The 15078-nt window shown below is 48.4% G+C and carries 14 protein-coding genes; 7 read left to right on the top strand and 7 right to left on the bottom strand.

Annotation, left to right across the window (positions count from 1 at the left end; genetic code table 11):
• Window positions 1-79: 79 nt before the first annotated feature.
• Together ugpA and ugpB are read right to left on the bottom strand one after the other, a co-directional pair.
• Window positions 80-973 (bottom strand): sn-glycerol-3-phosphate ABC transporter permease UgpA, encoded by an 894-nt coding sequence (gene ugpA, locus BZJ21_RS13985; RefSeq protein WP_077670090.1) that lies wholly within the window; start codon window positions 971-973, stop codon window positions 80-82.
• Window positions 974-1030: 57 nt separating this feature from the next.
• Window positions 1031-2335: a sn-glycerol-3-phosphate ABC transporter substrate-binding protein UgpB gene (ugpB, locus tag BZJ21_RS13980; protein ID WP_077576035.1), complete on the bottom strand. Its 1305-nt coding sequence runs from the start codon at window positions 2333-2335 to the stop codon at window positions 1031-1033.
• A gap of 277 nt (window positions 2336-2612) precedes the next feature.
• On the opposite strand from ugpB, the gene BZJ21_RS13975 reads away from it, so the two are divergent.
• Together BZJ21_RS13975 and BZJ21_RS13970 are read left to right on the top strand one after the other, a co-directional pair.
• Window positions 2613-3380, top strand: coding sequence for a glycerophosphodiester phosphodiesterase family protein (locus BZJ21_RS13975; RefSeq protein ID WP_077670089.1), 768 nt, complete (start codon window positions 2613-2615; stop codon window positions 3378-3380).
• Window positions 3381-3426: 46 nt separating this feature from the next.
• Window positions 3427-4167, top strand: a complete 741-nt coding sequence (locus tag BZJ21_RS13970) for a DeoR/GlpR family DNA-binding transcription regulator (RefSeq protein WP_077646747.1) — start codon at window positions 3427-3429, stop codon at window positions 4165-4167.
• A gap of 28 nt (window positions 4168-4195) precedes the next feature.
• Here the strand turns inward: BZJ21_RS13970 and BZJ21_RS13965 are convergent, their stop codons facing one another.
• The 5 genes from BZJ21_RS13965 to BZJ21_RS13950 form a co-directional block, all read right to left on the bottom strand.
• On the bottom strand, window positions 4196-5461 hold the full coding sequence (locus BZJ21_RS13965) for an ABC transporter substrate-binding protein (protein WP_077670088.1): 1266 nt from the start codon (window positions 5459-5461) through the stop codon (window positions 4196-4198).
• The gene (locus tag BZJ21_RS13960) at window positions 5461-6909 is read right to left on the bottom strand and encodes an ATP-binding protein (RefSeq protein WP_077461154.1); all 1449 of its coding nucleotides are present in this window, start codon (window positions 6907-6909) and stop codon (window positions 5461-5463) included. Before BZJ21_RS13960 ends, BZJ21_RS13965 begins: the two co-directional genes overlap by 1 nt.
• Window positions 6899-7618, bottom strand: a complete 720-nt coding sequence (locus BZJ21_RS13955) for a response regulator (protein WP_021023747.1) — start codon at window positions 7616-7618, stop codon at window positions 6899-6901. The genes BZJ21_RS13960 and BZJ21_RS13955 overlap by 11 nt, the downstream gene beginning before the upstream one ends.
• A 196-nt stretch (window positions 7619-7814) precedes the next feature.
• Window positions 7815-7916 carry a MetS family NSS transporter small subunit gene (locus tag BZJ21_RS16155; protein WP_021023748.1) on the bottom strand — a complete coding sequence of 34 codons (102 nt, stop codon included), beginning with the start codon at window positions 7914-7916 and terminating at the stop codon, window positions 7815-7817.
• Window positions 7913-9400, bottom strand: a complete 1488-nt coding sequence (locus BZJ21_RS13950) for a sodium-dependent transporter (RefSeq protein ID WP_077670087.1) — start codon at window positions 9398-9400, stop codon at window positions 7913-7915. The genes BZJ21_RS16155 and BZJ21_RS13950 overlap by 4 nt, the downstream gene beginning before the upstream one ends.
• Window positions 9401-10198: 798 nt before the next feature.
• On the opposite strand from BZJ21_RS13950, the gene BZJ21_RS13945 reads away from it, so the two are divergent.
• The 5 genes from BZJ21_RS13945 (at window position 10199) to emrD (ending at window position 14752) form a co-directional block, all read left to right on the top strand.
• Window positions 10199-11473 carry a patatin-like phospholipase family protein gene (locus BZJ21_RS13945; protein ID WP_236719571.1) on the top strand — a complete coding sequence of 425 codons (1275 nt, stop codon included), beginning with the start codon at window positions 10199-10201 and terminating at the stop codon, window positions 11471-11473.
• A 4-nt stretch (window positions 11474-11477) separates the two neighbouring features.
• Window positions 11478-12035 (top strand): sugar O-acetyltransferase, encoded by a 558-nt coding sequence (locus tag BZJ21_RS13940; protein ID WP_077670086.1) that lies wholly within the window; start codon window positions 11478-11480, stop codon window positions 12033-12035.
• 141 nt (window positions 12036-12176) lie between these two features.
• The gene (locus BZJ21_RS13935) at window positions 12177-12782 is read left to right on the top strand and encodes a GTP cyclohydrolase II (protein ID WP_021023753.1); all 606 of its coding nucleotides are present in this window, start codon (window positions 12177-12179) and stop codon (window positions 12780-12782) included.
• A 105-nt stretch (window positions 12783-12887) separates the two neighbouring features.
• Window positions 12888-13349: a methyltransferase family protein gene (locus BZJ21_RS13930; RefSeq protein WP_077461157.1), complete on the top strand. Its 462-nt coding sequence runs from the start codon at window positions 12888-12890 to the stop codon at window positions 13347-13349.
• Between the two features lie 191 nt (window positions 13350-13540).
• A complete protein-coding gene (emrD, locus tag BZJ21_RS13925; RefSeq protein WP_021023755.1) occupies window positions 13541-14752 on the top strand; it encodes a multidrug efflux MFS transporter EmrD in 1212 nt (403 codons plus the stop codon).
• Window positions 14753-15078: the final 326 nt, after the last annotated feature.

Below are 15078 nucleotides of genomic sequence, written 5' to 3'. Positions count from 1 at the left end.
TTCAAGCTTCTGCTGTTTGGTTAAAGTCACTTTCATAGGTAGGAATCATGATCCTGTTTCTACGTAAAATCAAGCATCTTCAATGATCACGGGTATAGGCCACCTTCTTTTCAACATATTTAAACTGAATCACGGTTAATGCACCGACCAAGATCATCAGCACCACCGACTGGGCCGCGGATGAGCCCATATCGAGCCCAACAAAGCCATCGGCGTAAACTTTATAAACCAGCGTGGTTGTCGATTGACCTGGCCCGCCTTGGGTCATAGCGTGAATAACGCCGAACGTCTCGAAGAAGGCGTATACCAAGTTAACAACCAATAGAAAGAATGACGTGGGTGACAGCAGCGGAAAAATAATGGTCACAAACCGTTTCCCCGGTCCAGCCCCGTCAATCGCGGCCGCTTCAATCAATGATCGTGGGATCGACTGTAATCCTGCAAGAAAGAACAAAAAGTTATAGCTGATCTGCTTCCAGGTGGCGGCAATAATGACCATGGTCATGGCATCCCCAGAATGAATAAAGGGATTCCAATCGAGCCCAATGGCTTCAAGCGCATGGGCCAGTACACCCACGGTGGGGTTGAACATAAATAGCCAGAGCACCCCAGCGACAGCGGGAGCAACCGCATAAGGCCAAACCAATAAGGTTTTATAGCCCGTCGCGCCTTTGATCACACGATCGGCCATCACCGCGAGCACTAATGCCGAGAGAAGAGCAATAGCGGCGACTGAAAAACTAAAAAACAGCGTAGTGAAAAAGCTACTGTAATAGCTTGTATCACCAATGAGGGCGATAAAATTGTCAGCACCGACGAACTCGGTACTGAGCCCAAAGGGATCTTCAAGTAGCATCGACTGCCAGACCGCTTGTGCTGCTGGCCAAATAAAGAAAACAAACGTAATGAGCAGTTGCGGTGCGAGTAATAAAATGGGAAACGCACTGTGGTTAAATGTGGGTTTATTGGACATAGACTTTCTCAATAAAAAGAGCGGGCTCAGCGCACCGCTCCATAATACAAGGCGTAATTATTTGTTCGCTTTAGCAAACTTAGCGAGCAATCCGTTCGCACGTTCAACGGCCTCATCCAACGCTTCTTGCGCTGACTTATCACCCGACCAGACAGTTTCAAGCTCTTCGTTGATCACATCGCGAATTTGCACGAAGTTACCCAAACGAATACCTTTCGATGCAGGGGTGGGCTCCACTTCTGTCATCTGATTAATCGCGACATCTGTCCCCGGGTTCTTAGCGTAAAAGCCTTGCTTTTTACTTAGCTCATACGCACCGTGAGTGATCGGCAGATAGCCAGTAAATTGGTGCCAATCAGCTTGGATCTCTGGTTTTGATAAGAACGAGAAGAACTGAGCAACGCCCTTGTACTCTTCTGATTCATGACCTTGCAGAACCCAAAGCGTGGCGCCGCCAATAATCGTATTTCTTGGCTGCTCAACGGCTTTATCCCAGTAAGGCAGCTTGGCAACACCAAACTCAAAGTCTTTCACGCTCTCACGCACGCCCGCATAGGACGCTGAAGAGTTCATATACATGGCACACTCACCACTATAAAAAAGTGGTGCACTGTCAGAGCGACGGCCGCCATACTCAAAGATCCCAGCTTGTTGCCAGTCTGCCATTTTGGCAATGTGATCAACGAAAGGTGATTGGTTAATCAGCATTTCGTTATCCACACTGCTAAAGCCGTTATCATTAGTGGCAATCGGGGTATTATGACGTGCGCCGAGGTTTTCGATTTGTACCCAAGACTGCCAGCCGGTGGTGAAGCCACACTGGGTGCCATTGGCGAGAAGCTTTTCTGATACTTGCTCGACCTCTTCCCAAGTCTTAGGTGGTGTCACTCCCGCTTTGGCGAACAAATCTTTGTTGTAATAAAGCACCGGTGTTGAGCTGTTAAACGGCATAGACAACATGTTGCCATTTTCGTCTGAGTAGTAGCCGGTCACAGAAGAGAGATAATCAGACTGGTCGAACGGTACTTTGGCGTCTTGCATTAACTCATACACTGGGTAAATGGCGCCTTTTGCAGACATCATGGTCGCCGTGCCTACCTCAAACACTTGCACGATATGAGGTTGTTTGTTGGCGCGGAAGGCAGAGACCGCCCCCGTCATGGTTTCGGTATAGTTGCCCTTATAAACGGGCTTCACTGTGTAGTCGTCCTGACTGGCATTGAACTTCTCGGCCATTTCATTCACTTTTTCACCGAGATTTCCGCCCATTGCGTGCCACCATTCAATTTCGGTTGCAGCGTTGGCGGAAAACGAGGCCAACAACAAGGCCGAAGAAAGCGCGGTTAAGCGTTGGGTTTTCATGCGTTACTCCTTTTGAGGATGAGGTAATGTTCATCTGGCAACTTAATGAACAAAAATGAACATAATATGAACCTCACCGAAAAGGGAGATGACAATTGTATGACTTTTGACCGCGATCTCGTTGGCCGTGAAAAAAATGTTAATTAAAGCGTATTTTATCAATGAAAAGCATGAAATCAAAGGTAATAGCAATGTAACAAATCTGTCACCTTTAACGGGGAGAAATGAAGTCCTGGTTGGCTTACAATAGATTTATTTAAGATAAAGAGATGTTCATATGAAAACCGAGCCCGAAAAGTCAGTTTTATCATCTACTCCGGTATCACCTCAGAAATTATGTGGTCACCGGGGCGTCGCCGCTCAAGCGCCTGAAAATACTTTAGCGTCGATCGCCCGCGTGCGTGAACTCGGCTTAAGTTGGGTGGAAGTGGATGTGCAATTAACCCAAGACGGCATTCCTGTAGTCTTTCATGATCAAACGTTATCCCGGTGCACGAATGGGAAAGGGGTGTTGAAAGACACCGCCTTAGTCGATTTACAGCAATTGGATGCGGGAAGCCACTTTTCAGCTGACTTTGCTCAACAACGAGTGCCGACATTAGCGGCCGTATTGGCACAAGTTCATCACGATGAGCTGCACCTTAACCTTGAGATAAAAACCTATGCCGATACCGATATTGCTGCATTATGCGACGCGGTATTTGATTGTTTATCGACAAGCCCTGTGAATGAGCGGCAGGTCTTAATCTCGTCTTTCTCTTTGGATGCGTTGCGGTATTGTCGCGATCAAAAACCGAGCCTCGCCCGGGCGATCTTATGGGAAACCATCCCTGACAATTGGCATGAGTTTCGCGATTTAGCCACACTTAGCATTCACTGCAACTATCGCCACCTCACCCAAGAGAAAGCAAAATCCGTTAAAGATTCAGGTTTAGCATTGAAGTGTTACACCCCTAATGATCCGCACACCGTGGCACCTTTATGGGAGTGGGGAGTGGACATGATGATCACCGACGCCCCTGAGCGTTATTTATCGATAAGTTGATATCGACAAATTGAAAAATAAGGAGGGAGTGTTGGTGACTAACGATTTGGGATTAAACTGGCGACAGCGAGATATTCTCAGCCAATTAGCCGATGTCGAACATTTAGAAACTGACCACTTGGCCGCGCATTTTTCCGTGACTACGCAGACTATCCGTCGCGATATTAATCAGCTTTGTGCGTTGGGGCTCGCCCGTCGTCATCATGGTGGGATCAATATGCCCTCCGCACAGGCAAACAGTGACTATCAGCGCCGGCTTGAACGCCATCGTGGGATTAAAACTGCGATTGCGCAGGCTGTCGCCGAGCGTATTCCTGACGGGGCCACCGTGATGTTAGGCATTGGCACGACCGTCTCGGCGATTGCCGAACAGTTACTCACCCGACGTGATCTTCGGGTGATAACCAACAACGTACAAATCGCCCACATTCTCGGCGCTAATTCTGACCTGGAAATTTGGCTGGCCGGCGGAAAGTTACGGGCCAACGATCAAGATATGGTGGGCCATTCGGTGATTCAGTTTTTATCCCGCTTTCAAGCCGATATTGCCATTATTGGTTGTGCGGCGGTGAGTGAAGAAGGGTGGGCCTGCGAGTTTTCCCCGGATGAAGCCGATGTCAGTGACACCATGTTGGAAGCCGCCACCGCGCGTTGGCTGGTGGCTGATGGTTCAAAATGGCAGCGCAGTGCGCCGGTGAAAGTGAAAACGCTCAAGCAATTTGACTATGTGTTCACCGATCATACTGAGCTTGCCAGTGACATAGCCTTTGTTCCTTGTGCGTTTTAATCATGGCGAGTTAGACCGCAAGGTGTGATCATGCTTGCGCCGATAAGATCGCCCGATAGAGTGCTTCTGCGGCCTCACGCGGGGTTTGCTTCGGGTCGTAGAAAAACTCGTCAATCACATCAAAAATGGCACTTTGCACATAGCGTGTGGTCGACAGTCCATGTGACATACTCGGGCTTAAGGTGCCGTGTTCTTGCGCATAAAGAAACGCATCGCGCGATGCGTGGGCGCAATGATCATCCTCAGGCAATGGCACATCAAATCGGATCGGCAAAGAGCCTTTATAACGATTAAAATCGCGTTGAAATTGCGGTGTCAATAAATACGACGCTATATCCGCCTGGCTTTGCCGCTCGTTTTCATTGTTGGGTTTAAAAAACACAAAGCTGTCGACGTTATAGCTAAACGCGTGTTTAGTGCCAGGGACGGCAACACAGGTAAACGCCTTGCCTTCTTGCTGATTAGCTGCGAAAAATTCACCTTTCGCCCAATCTCCCATTACTTGCATGCCTGCCTGATTATTAATCAGCAGCTGCGTGGTATCGCTCCAGTTTCGGCCTTGACCCTTGTCATCGACATATTTGCGCATTTTGGCGAGTAAACGGAACGCTTCAATGACGCCGTCACTCAGTAATGCGTTGCGTTCGAAATTAAGAAACGCCCGCTGATAAAGTTGTGGTCCCATGACGGACAGGGCCAAGCTGTCAAACAGCGTCGCCACTTGCCAGGGCTCTCCGCCCAGGGCAAGGGGAACATAGCCTGCCTGTTTAAGTTTATCTGCCGCAATAAAAAAGCTATCAAAGTCGGTCGGGATATCAGCATCCGCGGCCTCAAACGCACGTAAGTTAATCCATAGCCAATTTACTCGGTGGATATTAATGGGCGCGGCGACGTAATTGCCTTGATACTGCATCACATCTCGAAGTGGCGCAGGGATCTTGGCTTCCCACTGCTCGGCATCAGCAATATTATTAAGATTACGCAAAAAACCGAGTCTCGCCCACTCCGTGATCTCTGGGCCTTTGATTTGTGCGGCCAAAGGTGGATTGCCACTAATCGCACGAATTCTCAGTGTATTCATCGCACTGATCCCAGCGCGACCTCCTACCGCAAAATCTTGCCATTGATAGCCTTGTCGCTCCATGCCCTGACGTAATACCGAGGCGGCTTTGGCCTCTCCGGCTGAGGTCCACCAGTGAAGCACTTCAACCTTGCTTGCAGCGGCGCTAACGCTGTAGGCTAACAAACTGTACGCAAGCAGCGTACCCGATAAAAATCGTGTTGTTCGACGCATTATTCTTCTACCCGCGGGAAACTGATATCAACTTGTAATCCACCCTCACGATGATTACTGAGCACCATATCACCACCATGGGCATGAATGATATCTCTGGCGATCCCAAGGCCTAAGCCCGAGCCGTCACTGTCATCATGCAAGCGCACATAGGGATCGAACACTGACGTGAGTGCTTCTTCTGGAATACCAGGGCCTTCATCGATCAAGGTGATATCTAAGGTGTGCGTCGCGTCCATAACATAAATGGTTACTTTTTCGCCATACTTAACCCCGTTATCAATTAAATTGGATAGGCAACGTTTAAACGCGAGCGGTTTACAGGTAAATGGCGGCACGGCATCGCTTTCAATCTGCACCCGCATTCTGGTTTGGTTGTGGGGTTCAACAATCATCGCTAAAAAGTCGATCACATCAATCGCGGCCATATTCTCGTGAATATCGGTATCACGCACGGTTTGAACCGCGCCTTTCACCATCATTTCAAGATCGTCCAAGTCTTTATTTAATTTTGCCGTTTGTACCTCATCGTCGATCAGCTCCGCGCGCAGGCGTAACCGCGTGATAGGGGTTTTTAAATCATGCGACATCGAGCGAAAAAGGGTTTCCCGCTCGCGTAGATGGCGTTGTAAGCGTCGTTGCATCCGGTTGAAGGCTCGGGTCACAATCGCAATTTCAGCCGCGCCTTCTTCTTTAAGCGGGGGTTGCTCAATGTCAGTACTGAATAAATTAGCGGCCTTTGCTAATCGCTTTAGCGGTCGAGCTTGTTGACGAATTAAGATGTAGGTAAAAAATAGCAGCAAAGCGGTAATGACCACGATAAAGACCACTTGATCGGCGGTGATCAGCGTATCATCGAGGGTCACATAGGGCGCAGGAAGTAGGGCAGCGATATAAACCCATTCACCGGTTTTAAGCTCCATTTGCACCACCAGAATAGGTGGATTGAGTGGCTCTAAGCTTAAGGTGTGATGTGCCCAAGACTTGGGCAAATCTTGCAATAAAATATCGTTATTCAGCACCCGCAATGTTTCAGGGCGAGAAAAATCAACCTCGATGGTGTTTAACGCCGGCAGTTGTTGATGAAGAATGCCTGATACGGTATCGATAGCAACCTGTTTGGCTTGCGTGTCTTCGATCGGCGTGATGTGAATTTTTTCTTTATTGAATGAAACAAAAAACCGCGTGCCACCCATATTACGCAACTGATTCAATGCGACATGACGATACGCCACGGGTAAAGACTGAAAAAAGGTGGTAGTTGATGCAAACATGTTGGCTAAACTCGCCGATGCGGATTCTAATCCCTCTAGCTGGGTTCGCTTCGACTGAGTATACCAGATTGATGTCGCAATCCCTTGTGCCAAGACCACCGATAGTAGCGTTAACAGCAGTGTTCTGGAAAGCAGAGAGCGTGGGATCAGTTTTTCGAGCCATTCATGATTCATACTGGATCTCGGCAACAAACATATAACCTGCACCACGTACCGTTTTAATTAGGTTCGCTTTACTGGTATCGCGTAAGCGTTGACGCAGACGGCTGACTTGAACATCAATACCACGCTCTTGCGCTTGGGCATCTCGCCCGCGTGTTGCCTGACTAATGGCGTTACGATCCAGTAGCTGGTGCGGGTGGTCGATAAAGAGCATGAGCAGTGCGTAGTCAGAGGCAGACAGCTCGATTTCCATCCCAGTGACAACATGATGCAGCTGCTGCGTAGCTGGCTCAAGACGCCACTGACCAAAGCGGATTGCTTTTGGGCGTGACAAGGTTGTTTCTTGTAACTGTTGAGTACGGCGCAGTAACGCGCGAATACGTGCAATCAGTTGGCGAGGGCTAAAGGGTTTTGCAATGTAATCATCCGCGCCCAACTCAAGTCCGACAATTTGATCCGTCTCGTCCGACACCGCCGTGAGCATAATGATGGGGACACCCGAGTCTTTGCGGATACGTTTACATAAGGTAAAGCCGTCATCACCCGGAAGCATGACGTCTAAAAGAATTAAGTCGGGATACTGCACGGCCAGCTTAGATTGCATCTCATGACCATTTTGCGCGGTGACTACGTCATAACCGGCTTTCGCCAGATAAGCCTGAAGAAGTTCACGAATCTCAACATCGTCATCCACCACCAAGATGCGTTTGGCTGAAGCCATAGTGCTTTTGTCCTCGTTGCTATTTTGATCGGTCCATTATCGGTGCTTTGTGGCTAAGATGCTAGAAACAACCCCGCAGTTTGTGTAATTAATCAGCGACTAACAAAAAGCCCCCAAGCGATATCGAGCTTGAGGGCTGTTAGGCGTGTTTGTATTGTCAAAACAGCGCCTACTTGCAGCAGGCGCTTCACATATTTTATTCACTATTACTTTGCATCGCTTTACGAATACACAGAGCGGCACCGCCCCATGTTACCGCTAAACCGATAAGCATCATTACGATTGCACCTGTTGTCATGCGTCTGTCTCCATATCACGAGCGGGTGTGGTTGTGCTGTTAACAATAATGCCAACAACCAGCATGGCTGCCACTAAGCCCCAACCGAGGGTTAGTAGCTCGAACTGCGCATAGCCACCATAGCCGTCGTTAAAGGTATCAATCAGGTTTTTAACCAAGATCACGGCCAGCATAATCGGGCTGATAAAGCGGATACAAATTTCCATCCACTGTCCCACATTAAATTCAGATACGCGATTCACGTATTGACGGATGTCAGACAGTTTCACTAGCCAGCCTACGACAATTAGCTCAAGCAAGCAGCTGGTTAACAATGCAACGTTGTTGACAAAGTAGTCGACTAAATCAAGCAGCAACAAGCCACCGTTGGTAGCAAACGCCATTGAGACCACAAAGCCCACACCACAAACCGCGATTGCCGCTTTTTGACGTGTGACATTCAACTTATCCATGATCGATGATGTAACCGCCTCGATGATCGAGATATGCGAGCTTAAGCCTGCCACCACCAGCGCTAAGAAGAACAAGGGACCCAAAATATAAGGGATAGGCAACAGATTAATTGCGGCTGGCAAAGTGACAAAGGCCAAGCCGACACCGCCGCTGACGACGTCAGTGATGCCCTTACTCTGTTCGGCGGCCATGTAGCCGAGAATAGAGAAGATCAACACACCCGCGACAATCGAAAAGCCGCAGTTAATCAACACCGTCATTAAGGCGTTATTATTCACATCCGATTTCTCAGGTAAATAGCTTGAGTAAGCGAGCATGATGGCAAAGCCGACAGAGAGAGTGAAGAAAATCTGCCCGTAAGCAGCGGACCAAACACTGGCATCTGTCAGTTTGCTAAAGTCTGGCGAAAACAAGTAGTTAAGCCCATCAAGCGCGCCCGGTAACATCACCACACGGCCAATTAGCAGCAGCACCATGATAAACAACAGTGGCATCATGATTTTGCTCGCCTTTTCGATCCCGCCTTTTACGCCACGGAATACGGCAGCAAACGTGATTGCCCACGCAATGATCATCGGAATCGCAATATGCCATTGCCAATCACCCAAATTAGTGGGCGAGTTTTCACCCAGCTTTAGGTAATCTGCAAAGAAGAAGGCGTTGGTATCTGTGCCCCAATCTTGTCCAAATGAGAAGCCAAAGTACGAAATGGCCCAACCAATGACCGCGACGTAGTAGATCCCAATCGTTGCAGCAATCAAGACTTGGAACCAACCGAGCCACTCAAACTTGGTGTTGAGTTTTGAGAAAACCACGGGCGATGAGCCACGTAATTTTTTCCCTAAACCAAACTCCATGATCATAAATGGAATACCGGCAGTGAGCATGGCGAAAAGGTAAGGGATAAAAAAGGCACCGCCACCGTTCTCATACGCCATATAGGGGAATCGCCAAATATTCCCTAGGCCGACTGCTGACCCAACGGCAGCGAGGATAAACCCAGCCCGTGAGCCCCATTGTTCTCTTTGCATATCTACTTACTCCTTTGCGAATTGCCCTTCTTGCGCTTATCCAAGCCCGCAGTGTTGTGATGCTGCGTTTTTTGGCCGATATGAAAGAAATAGCACATTCCCGCAATATTGATTTTTAACGTCCTGTTGCCCGAATGTTGATTTTTTTATCTAAAGCGGGCAGTCTTTGCACATTAAGCACAGCAAGAGACTAAATCAATAGCCTTAAAACCAACAAGTTAGCAAAAAGATGGGGGTTAACCTGCAATAATGACGCTTTGACAGTTGTTGATGATAAAATTTTGTTGTTCTCTAGTGAAAAGAACTATCTTTTTTATCAATAGGTGGTGATTCATGGTTATTTGGTGGTGGACGTTAATTGACGAAAAAAACAGCATTAACAAGCGCTTTTATTGTGCCACAGCGTGATGAAACATGATCCTGATAGCAGAATTGCAGCCCATAAAGGCGCACACTTAACCAGGTTTTATACTGTTGGTGAGCTAACTAGCGAACCAGCTAACCCGGTAACAAAATTAAAAACGTAAACAGTAAGGAGTCAGGCGATGAACACCACATTGGGCTACGCGTTAATCACCGCAGGTTGTGCGCTAGGCATGATATTTACCTTCGCTGCGGTGGCAGTGATGGGGTAAAAGTGAACAATGTAGATAAGTGTCAGGTTAGATGCTTACTGAAACACGCTCACTCATCCGTAACGGGGTAAGCGCTAGCGCAGCGTTACACGACGCGTTAGACTATGCGGCATCGTTCAATAAAAACAGATGCATAACGTGAGTGTGCTCGTAAGGGGCGAGTGTGGTAGACAGCAAGCAAGCCGTACAACCTAAGATGTTTGCGGCCGATACGCAGGCTATCGGTTTAAATAAGAGCCAGCCTTCGCGACCGCAAAGAATTTCCTTGGTCCTGCAAGGAGGTGGGCAGCGCGGTATTTTTACGGCGGGTGTCATCGACGCATTTTTGACTCGCCACTTTGATCCGTTCGAGCACTATTATGGTACGTCCGCTGGGGCGCTCAATATGAGCGCGTATGTCTGCCAACAATACCAATATGGCTACCGATTTATTACCCAGCTGACGACCCAAGAACGCTTCTTCCACTTAATGAAGTATGTGCGGCGTCAGCATCATATGGATCTTGATTGGGCACTAGAGACCGCGCTACCCGGAAAAGAGACGGCATTGGACATGGAGACGGCACGTCGTCACCTGCAAAATCGATATGCCTATGCGTGTGCAACCGATGTCGATATCTTGAAACCTGCCTTTTTCTCGCTCACAGAAGATAATTGGCCTGATGCGCTTAAGGCAACCTGTGCCATTCCACTGTTGTATCCACACCCGGTTAATATCAACGAACACCGGTACGTCGATGGTGGCGTAACTGCTGCAATCCCAGCGAAAGAAGCGTTTGCGCGCGGCGCGGATATCATTGTGGTGATCCGTACAGAGCCTGATGTAGAACAGGAAAAACGCGTCGATGATAGCGGTCGCTTTCTTGAAACACTGCGAGCACGATTTGAAACCCACAAACCCCAGTTTAAAATCGCGGATTACCTCACTAACTTTGAAGAAAAATATCGACTAGCGCGGTTTGAAACCTTTCAAAAAGAGCTGAGTAAGCAGTTAGGAGAGTTATCGGAACGCTATAAGTCGAGCCGAGAGCAGTGGGTCAGTCGAGTGAAAGACAGTATGAGAGAGAAGGCGATGCAAAATGGCGGACGCTGGCTGTTCGGTGGTGACACCATTTATCGGCTACAATCGCTATCGGGTAAGCCACTCAGTACCGACATGCTGAAAATGTTCACCACCCACTATCAAAGCTATCAAAGTGAGCTACAGTTTTTGGCCAACCCACCTGCGCGTGCGCAAGTGCTACAAATTGCGCCGAATGAGCCGCTGCAAAGCAGTGCGTTGTTGAGCAAATCTGAAGCCTTGGAGGCGGATTATCAATTGGGCCTAACATTGGGTAATCAGTTTCTAGATCAATATGGCGATGCGCTGGTGGCCTTGTCATCGGTCGATAACTCAGAGTTTGAGTCAACCTCGGCTCCCATGCCGCATCAAGGATAGGTGGATGACGGAATTTGAAAAAATGCAGCGAGGCTTGCCGTACTGTCCTGCCGATGAGGAACTGACGTTGTTTCGTTATGCGGCGCGCCGACTGTGCCAACAATTTAATCGACTGGATCCAGAGGATGCCTCCAGCTTAAATGTGGTCACCACTAAACTGTTTGCGCATATCGGTGACAACGTCGAAATCGATGCGCCCTTCTTTTGTCATTACGGTATGAACATTAGTATCGGCAGTAATGTCAGTGTCGGGCCCAATTGCACGATTCTAGATGGCGCGCATGTCAGCGTTGGCGATAATGTCAGCATTGGCCCGAACGTTGGGATCTATACCACCCGCCATCGCGTATTACCGCTAGATATTGCCCGTGGTGAGTGTGAGTCTTCTCAAGATGTGATTATTGGTAACAACGTCATTATTGAAGGCAATACGGTGATTAAAGCGGGCATTGCAATCGGTGAGGGGGTCGTGATTGAAGCAGGATCTGTCGTGGATACAGACATTGAGCCTTTCTCTATTGTCGCGGGTAATCCTGCCGTTGTGGTGCGCCGGTTACAATAAACACACTCAATATCTGAATATATAATGTTATAACATAACCCTTTTGTGTTATATTATAACATCTTCTCATTGGCATCCGATCGTGGGTGTAGTAATGTTAGCGCCCTGAATCGGGTATCAGCAGTAAGAGATAAACGCATAATGGTTAAAGTTAGGGCCCGAGTGCCGTTGAAAGTCGGGGTGGGAAGCGAGATCCCCGCAGAGATCCTTTCCTTCCATGGATTACAATCCGAACAAGAGCACGTCGCGCTGATCTTTAAGCAGGCCGATCACACGGCTAATCCACCGCTAGTACGTATGCACTCTGAGTGCCTAACCGGCGATGTCTTTCACTCCTCACGCTGTGATTGCGGCGAACAACTAGAAGAAACTATCCATAAAATGGGTGAAGATGGCGGGATTATTTTGTACCTCCGTCAAGAAGGACGAGGAATTGGTCTGTACAATAAGTTAGACGCCTATAAGTTACAAAGCGAAGGCATGACAACTTACGAAGCCAACAATCACCTTGGTTTTGCTGACGATCTGCGAGAGTTTACCGAAGCGGCGCAAATGCTCAAAGCGCTTAATATTGATTGCATCCGCTTAGTGACCAATAACCCGAAAAAAATCGAAGAATTACAAGCCGCAGGTATCACCTTAAAAGAAGTGATTGGCACCAAAGCCCACCTTAAAGATGGTAACCGTAATTATCTGAAAGCCAAGATCGAACACGGCAAGCATCGTCTCAATCTTGAGCAAGACTGAATATTAAGCGTTAACGCCTCGTAATTTGGCAAAAAGGCAGTGACAGTGGCTGCCTTTTTTGGTTAGAGTTTCGGTATTATATCAGTCATCACTCAAGGACGAGTTATGCGTGTACCGGCTTGGCGTTATCTCTTTCCCCCTTTACCTCCCGTTGCCATGTTAGCGGCAATTGGCGGCGGGCTTGCATTAACGTATTACTTTCCTTTTGATATTAAGCTAGGCAGCCCCAGCTGGGCGATTGCACCGTTTGTCGTTGCCTTAGGGCTATTGCTGGCGGCGAAATGGGCGTTTCATCGTCATCACACCACTGTCGATCCGCTACAAGCCCCCTCCGCGCTGGTCACTACAGGCATCTACGCTTATAGCCGTAACCCAATGTACTTGGCGATGATATTGATCATTGTTGCCGCCGGGTTCTACTTTAATGCGCTATGGTGCTGGGGGATGATCCCTGCTTTTATGGCTTACTTGTCTGCCACATTTATTCCTGCCGAAGAGTATCGCTTGTTGAGCCAATGGCCCGATGAATTTGAAGCCTACAAAGCACAGGTGCGTCGCTGGATTTAGGATTAGATAAACTAATCTTTAATATAACAAAGAATCGGGGTGGTGAGGCTAAACGTCGATTGCTTACCTTGCCTGCAAAGCCTATCATTCCCTCATCATAAACAAGGTGTTCTCGGAGGTTATGTCCTTAACCTCAATCTTGTTTCGTTTTTCAATGTTTATTTCGCATAATAATTTTTAGGAGTGTTGGTATGTCCTCGGCAATGCCTATGGGCAAGCTATTGCTATTGATCGTGATGTTGGCAGCGGTTGGGCAAATGACCCAAACCATGTATGTACCTTCTATTGGCGTGATGGCGACGGACTTTGCGGTGTCACCGTCACGGTTACAAGCAGTTATGGCCTGTTATTTGATTCCGTACGGATTATCGCAGTTCATTTATGGTGCCGTGTCTGACCGAGTAGGGCGTAAACCCGTGATATTGGCCGGCCTGGTACTATTTTTAGTGGGTACAGGCGTAACCTTACTGGTGAGCTCATTTAACGGTTTTTTGATTGGCAGCGTCGTTCAAGGTGCTGGCATTGGCTGTGGCGGCGCCATGGCGCGTACACTCCCGCGAGACTGTTTTTCTGGTGCTAAACTGCACCGCGCTAATAGCCTTGTCAGTATGGGACTGATTTTCTCTCCCTTACTTGCGCCGCTACTCGGGGGATTTTTAACCGAAGCATTAAACTGGCGCGCGAGCTACTTTTTCTTGCTCCTACTAGGCATTGCCGTGTATGCGATCATGACGCTGCGATTTACCGAAACATTGCCACGTGAGTCACGTCAACCCGGTCACTTTGGTACACGTTACCGCCATGTTATGGGCTCACGTCGCTTTAGAGGCTATCTGCTTTGCCTCGTGACTGTGTTTGCCGGTGTCTCTCTGTTTGAAGCAGCGGCAGGTGTAATTATGTCCGATACCATGGCGTTATCACCGCGTATGATTAGTTTGCTTTTTGTGGTACCACTTCCTGCTTACTTAGTGGGGGCGGGACTATCGAGCCGATTCGCCGACAGCCTGGGCTATTATGCCACGTTGGCACTGGGCAGCGTCCTCGCTCTGATGGGGGCAGGATTGATCACCTTACCTGGCCTAATGGGTGAGGTGTCACTTTATGCATTGATTGGCGGTGGCTGTGTTTACTTTGCCGGAGCAGGCATTCTGTTTCCCGCAGCAAGCACCGGTGCAATTAGCCCGTTCCCTCATCATGCCGGAACCGCCGGCGCGATTTTAGGCGGTACACAAAACCTTTTGGCAGGGGTAGTCACCTTGGTGGCAAGTCAGTTGGGCGTGGCAAGTCAACTCTCTCTGGGGGCGATCATGCTGATACTCGGCACACTCGCCACGATCGGGCTATTCATCAGCTATCACGCAGAAACTCATGGCGATGATCACGCTTCGCTCACCGCGCATTAATCGGTCAGAATATCGTGATTACCCGCAAAACCGACAATAACGGCAGTGAAAGAGCTGCCGTTTTGATGTTGCCTACTTTTAATAGCTCTTAGATTCGTATGGTCAGGCTAAAAATAGCAGTCTGGCGAAAGTTTCTCCCCAAGCAACTTTTTGCTCAGCTTGGCAACTTCTTGCTTGCGGTCGAGCAAGAAGTTGCCAAGGTAATCAGTAAGCATCTGTAAAATAACAAAATAAAACTTGGCATGCTTTTCGCAATATGACCATTACCACAGTGAATAGGCTGTGCTTAATAATTAAATGTTTATAGGAGCGATTATGCCAACGCC

Source organism: Salinivibrio costicola subsp. alcaliphilus (genome assembly GCF_001996185.1).
In the GTDB taxonomy this organism is placed as follows: domain Bacteria; phylum Pseudomonadota; class Gammaproteobacteria; order Enterobacterales; family Vibrionaceae; genus Salinivibrio; species Salinivibrio costicola.
This window is presented reverse-complemented; position numbering and strand designations above follow the sequence as displayed.

Bases quoted from the DNA above. Each gene is read 5' to 3' on its own strand.
- BZJ21_RS13965 (WP_077670088.1), bottom strand. From the start codon at position 5,461: ATGCGTCGAACAACACGATTTTTATCGGGTACGCTGCTTGCGTACAGT.
- emrD (WP_021023755.1), top strand. From the start codon at position 13,541: ATGTCCTCGGCAATGCCTATGGGCAAGCTATTGCTATTGATCGTGATG.
- BZJ21_RS13935 (WP_021023753.1), top strand. From the start codon at position 12,177: ATGGTTAAAGTTAGGGCCCGAGTGCCGTTGAAAGTCGGGGTGGGAAGC.
- BZJ21_RS13975 (WP_077670089.1), top strand. From the start codon at position 2,613: ATGAAAACCGAGCCCGAAAAGTCAGTTTTATCATCTACTCCGGTATCA.
- BZJ21_RS13960 (WP_077461154.1), bottom strand. From the start codon at position 6,909: ATGAATCATGAATGGCTCGAAAAACTGATCCCACGCTCTCTGCTTTCC.
- BZJ21_RS13930 (WP_077461157.1), top strand. From the start codon at position 12,888: ATGCGTGTACCGGCTTGGCGTTATCTCTTTCCCCCTTTACCTCCCGTT.
- ugpA (WP_077670090.1), bottom strand. From the start codon at position 973: ATGTCCAATAAACCCACATTTAACCACAGTGCGTTTCCCATTTTATTA.
- BZJ21_RS13955 (WP_021023747.1), bottom strand. From the start codon at position 7,618: ATGGCTTCAGCCAAACGCATCTTGGTGGTGGATGACGATGTTGAGATT.
- ugpB (WP_077576035.1), bottom strand. From the start codon at position 2,335: ATGAAAACCCAACGCTTAACCGCGCTTTCTTCGGCCTTGTTGTTGGCC.
- BZJ21_RS13950 (WP_077670087.1), bottom strand. From the start codon at position 9,400: ATGCAAAGAGAACAATGGGGCTCACGGGCTGGGTTTATCCTCGCTGCC.
- BZJ21_RS16155 (WP_021023748.1), bottom strand. From the start codon at position 7,916: ATGACAACAGGTGCAATCGTAATGATGCTTATCGGTTTAGCGGTAACA.
- BZJ21_RS13940 (WP_077670086.1), top strand. From the start codon at position 11,478: ATGACGGAATTTGAAAAAATGCAGCGAGGCTTGCCGTACTGTCCTGCC.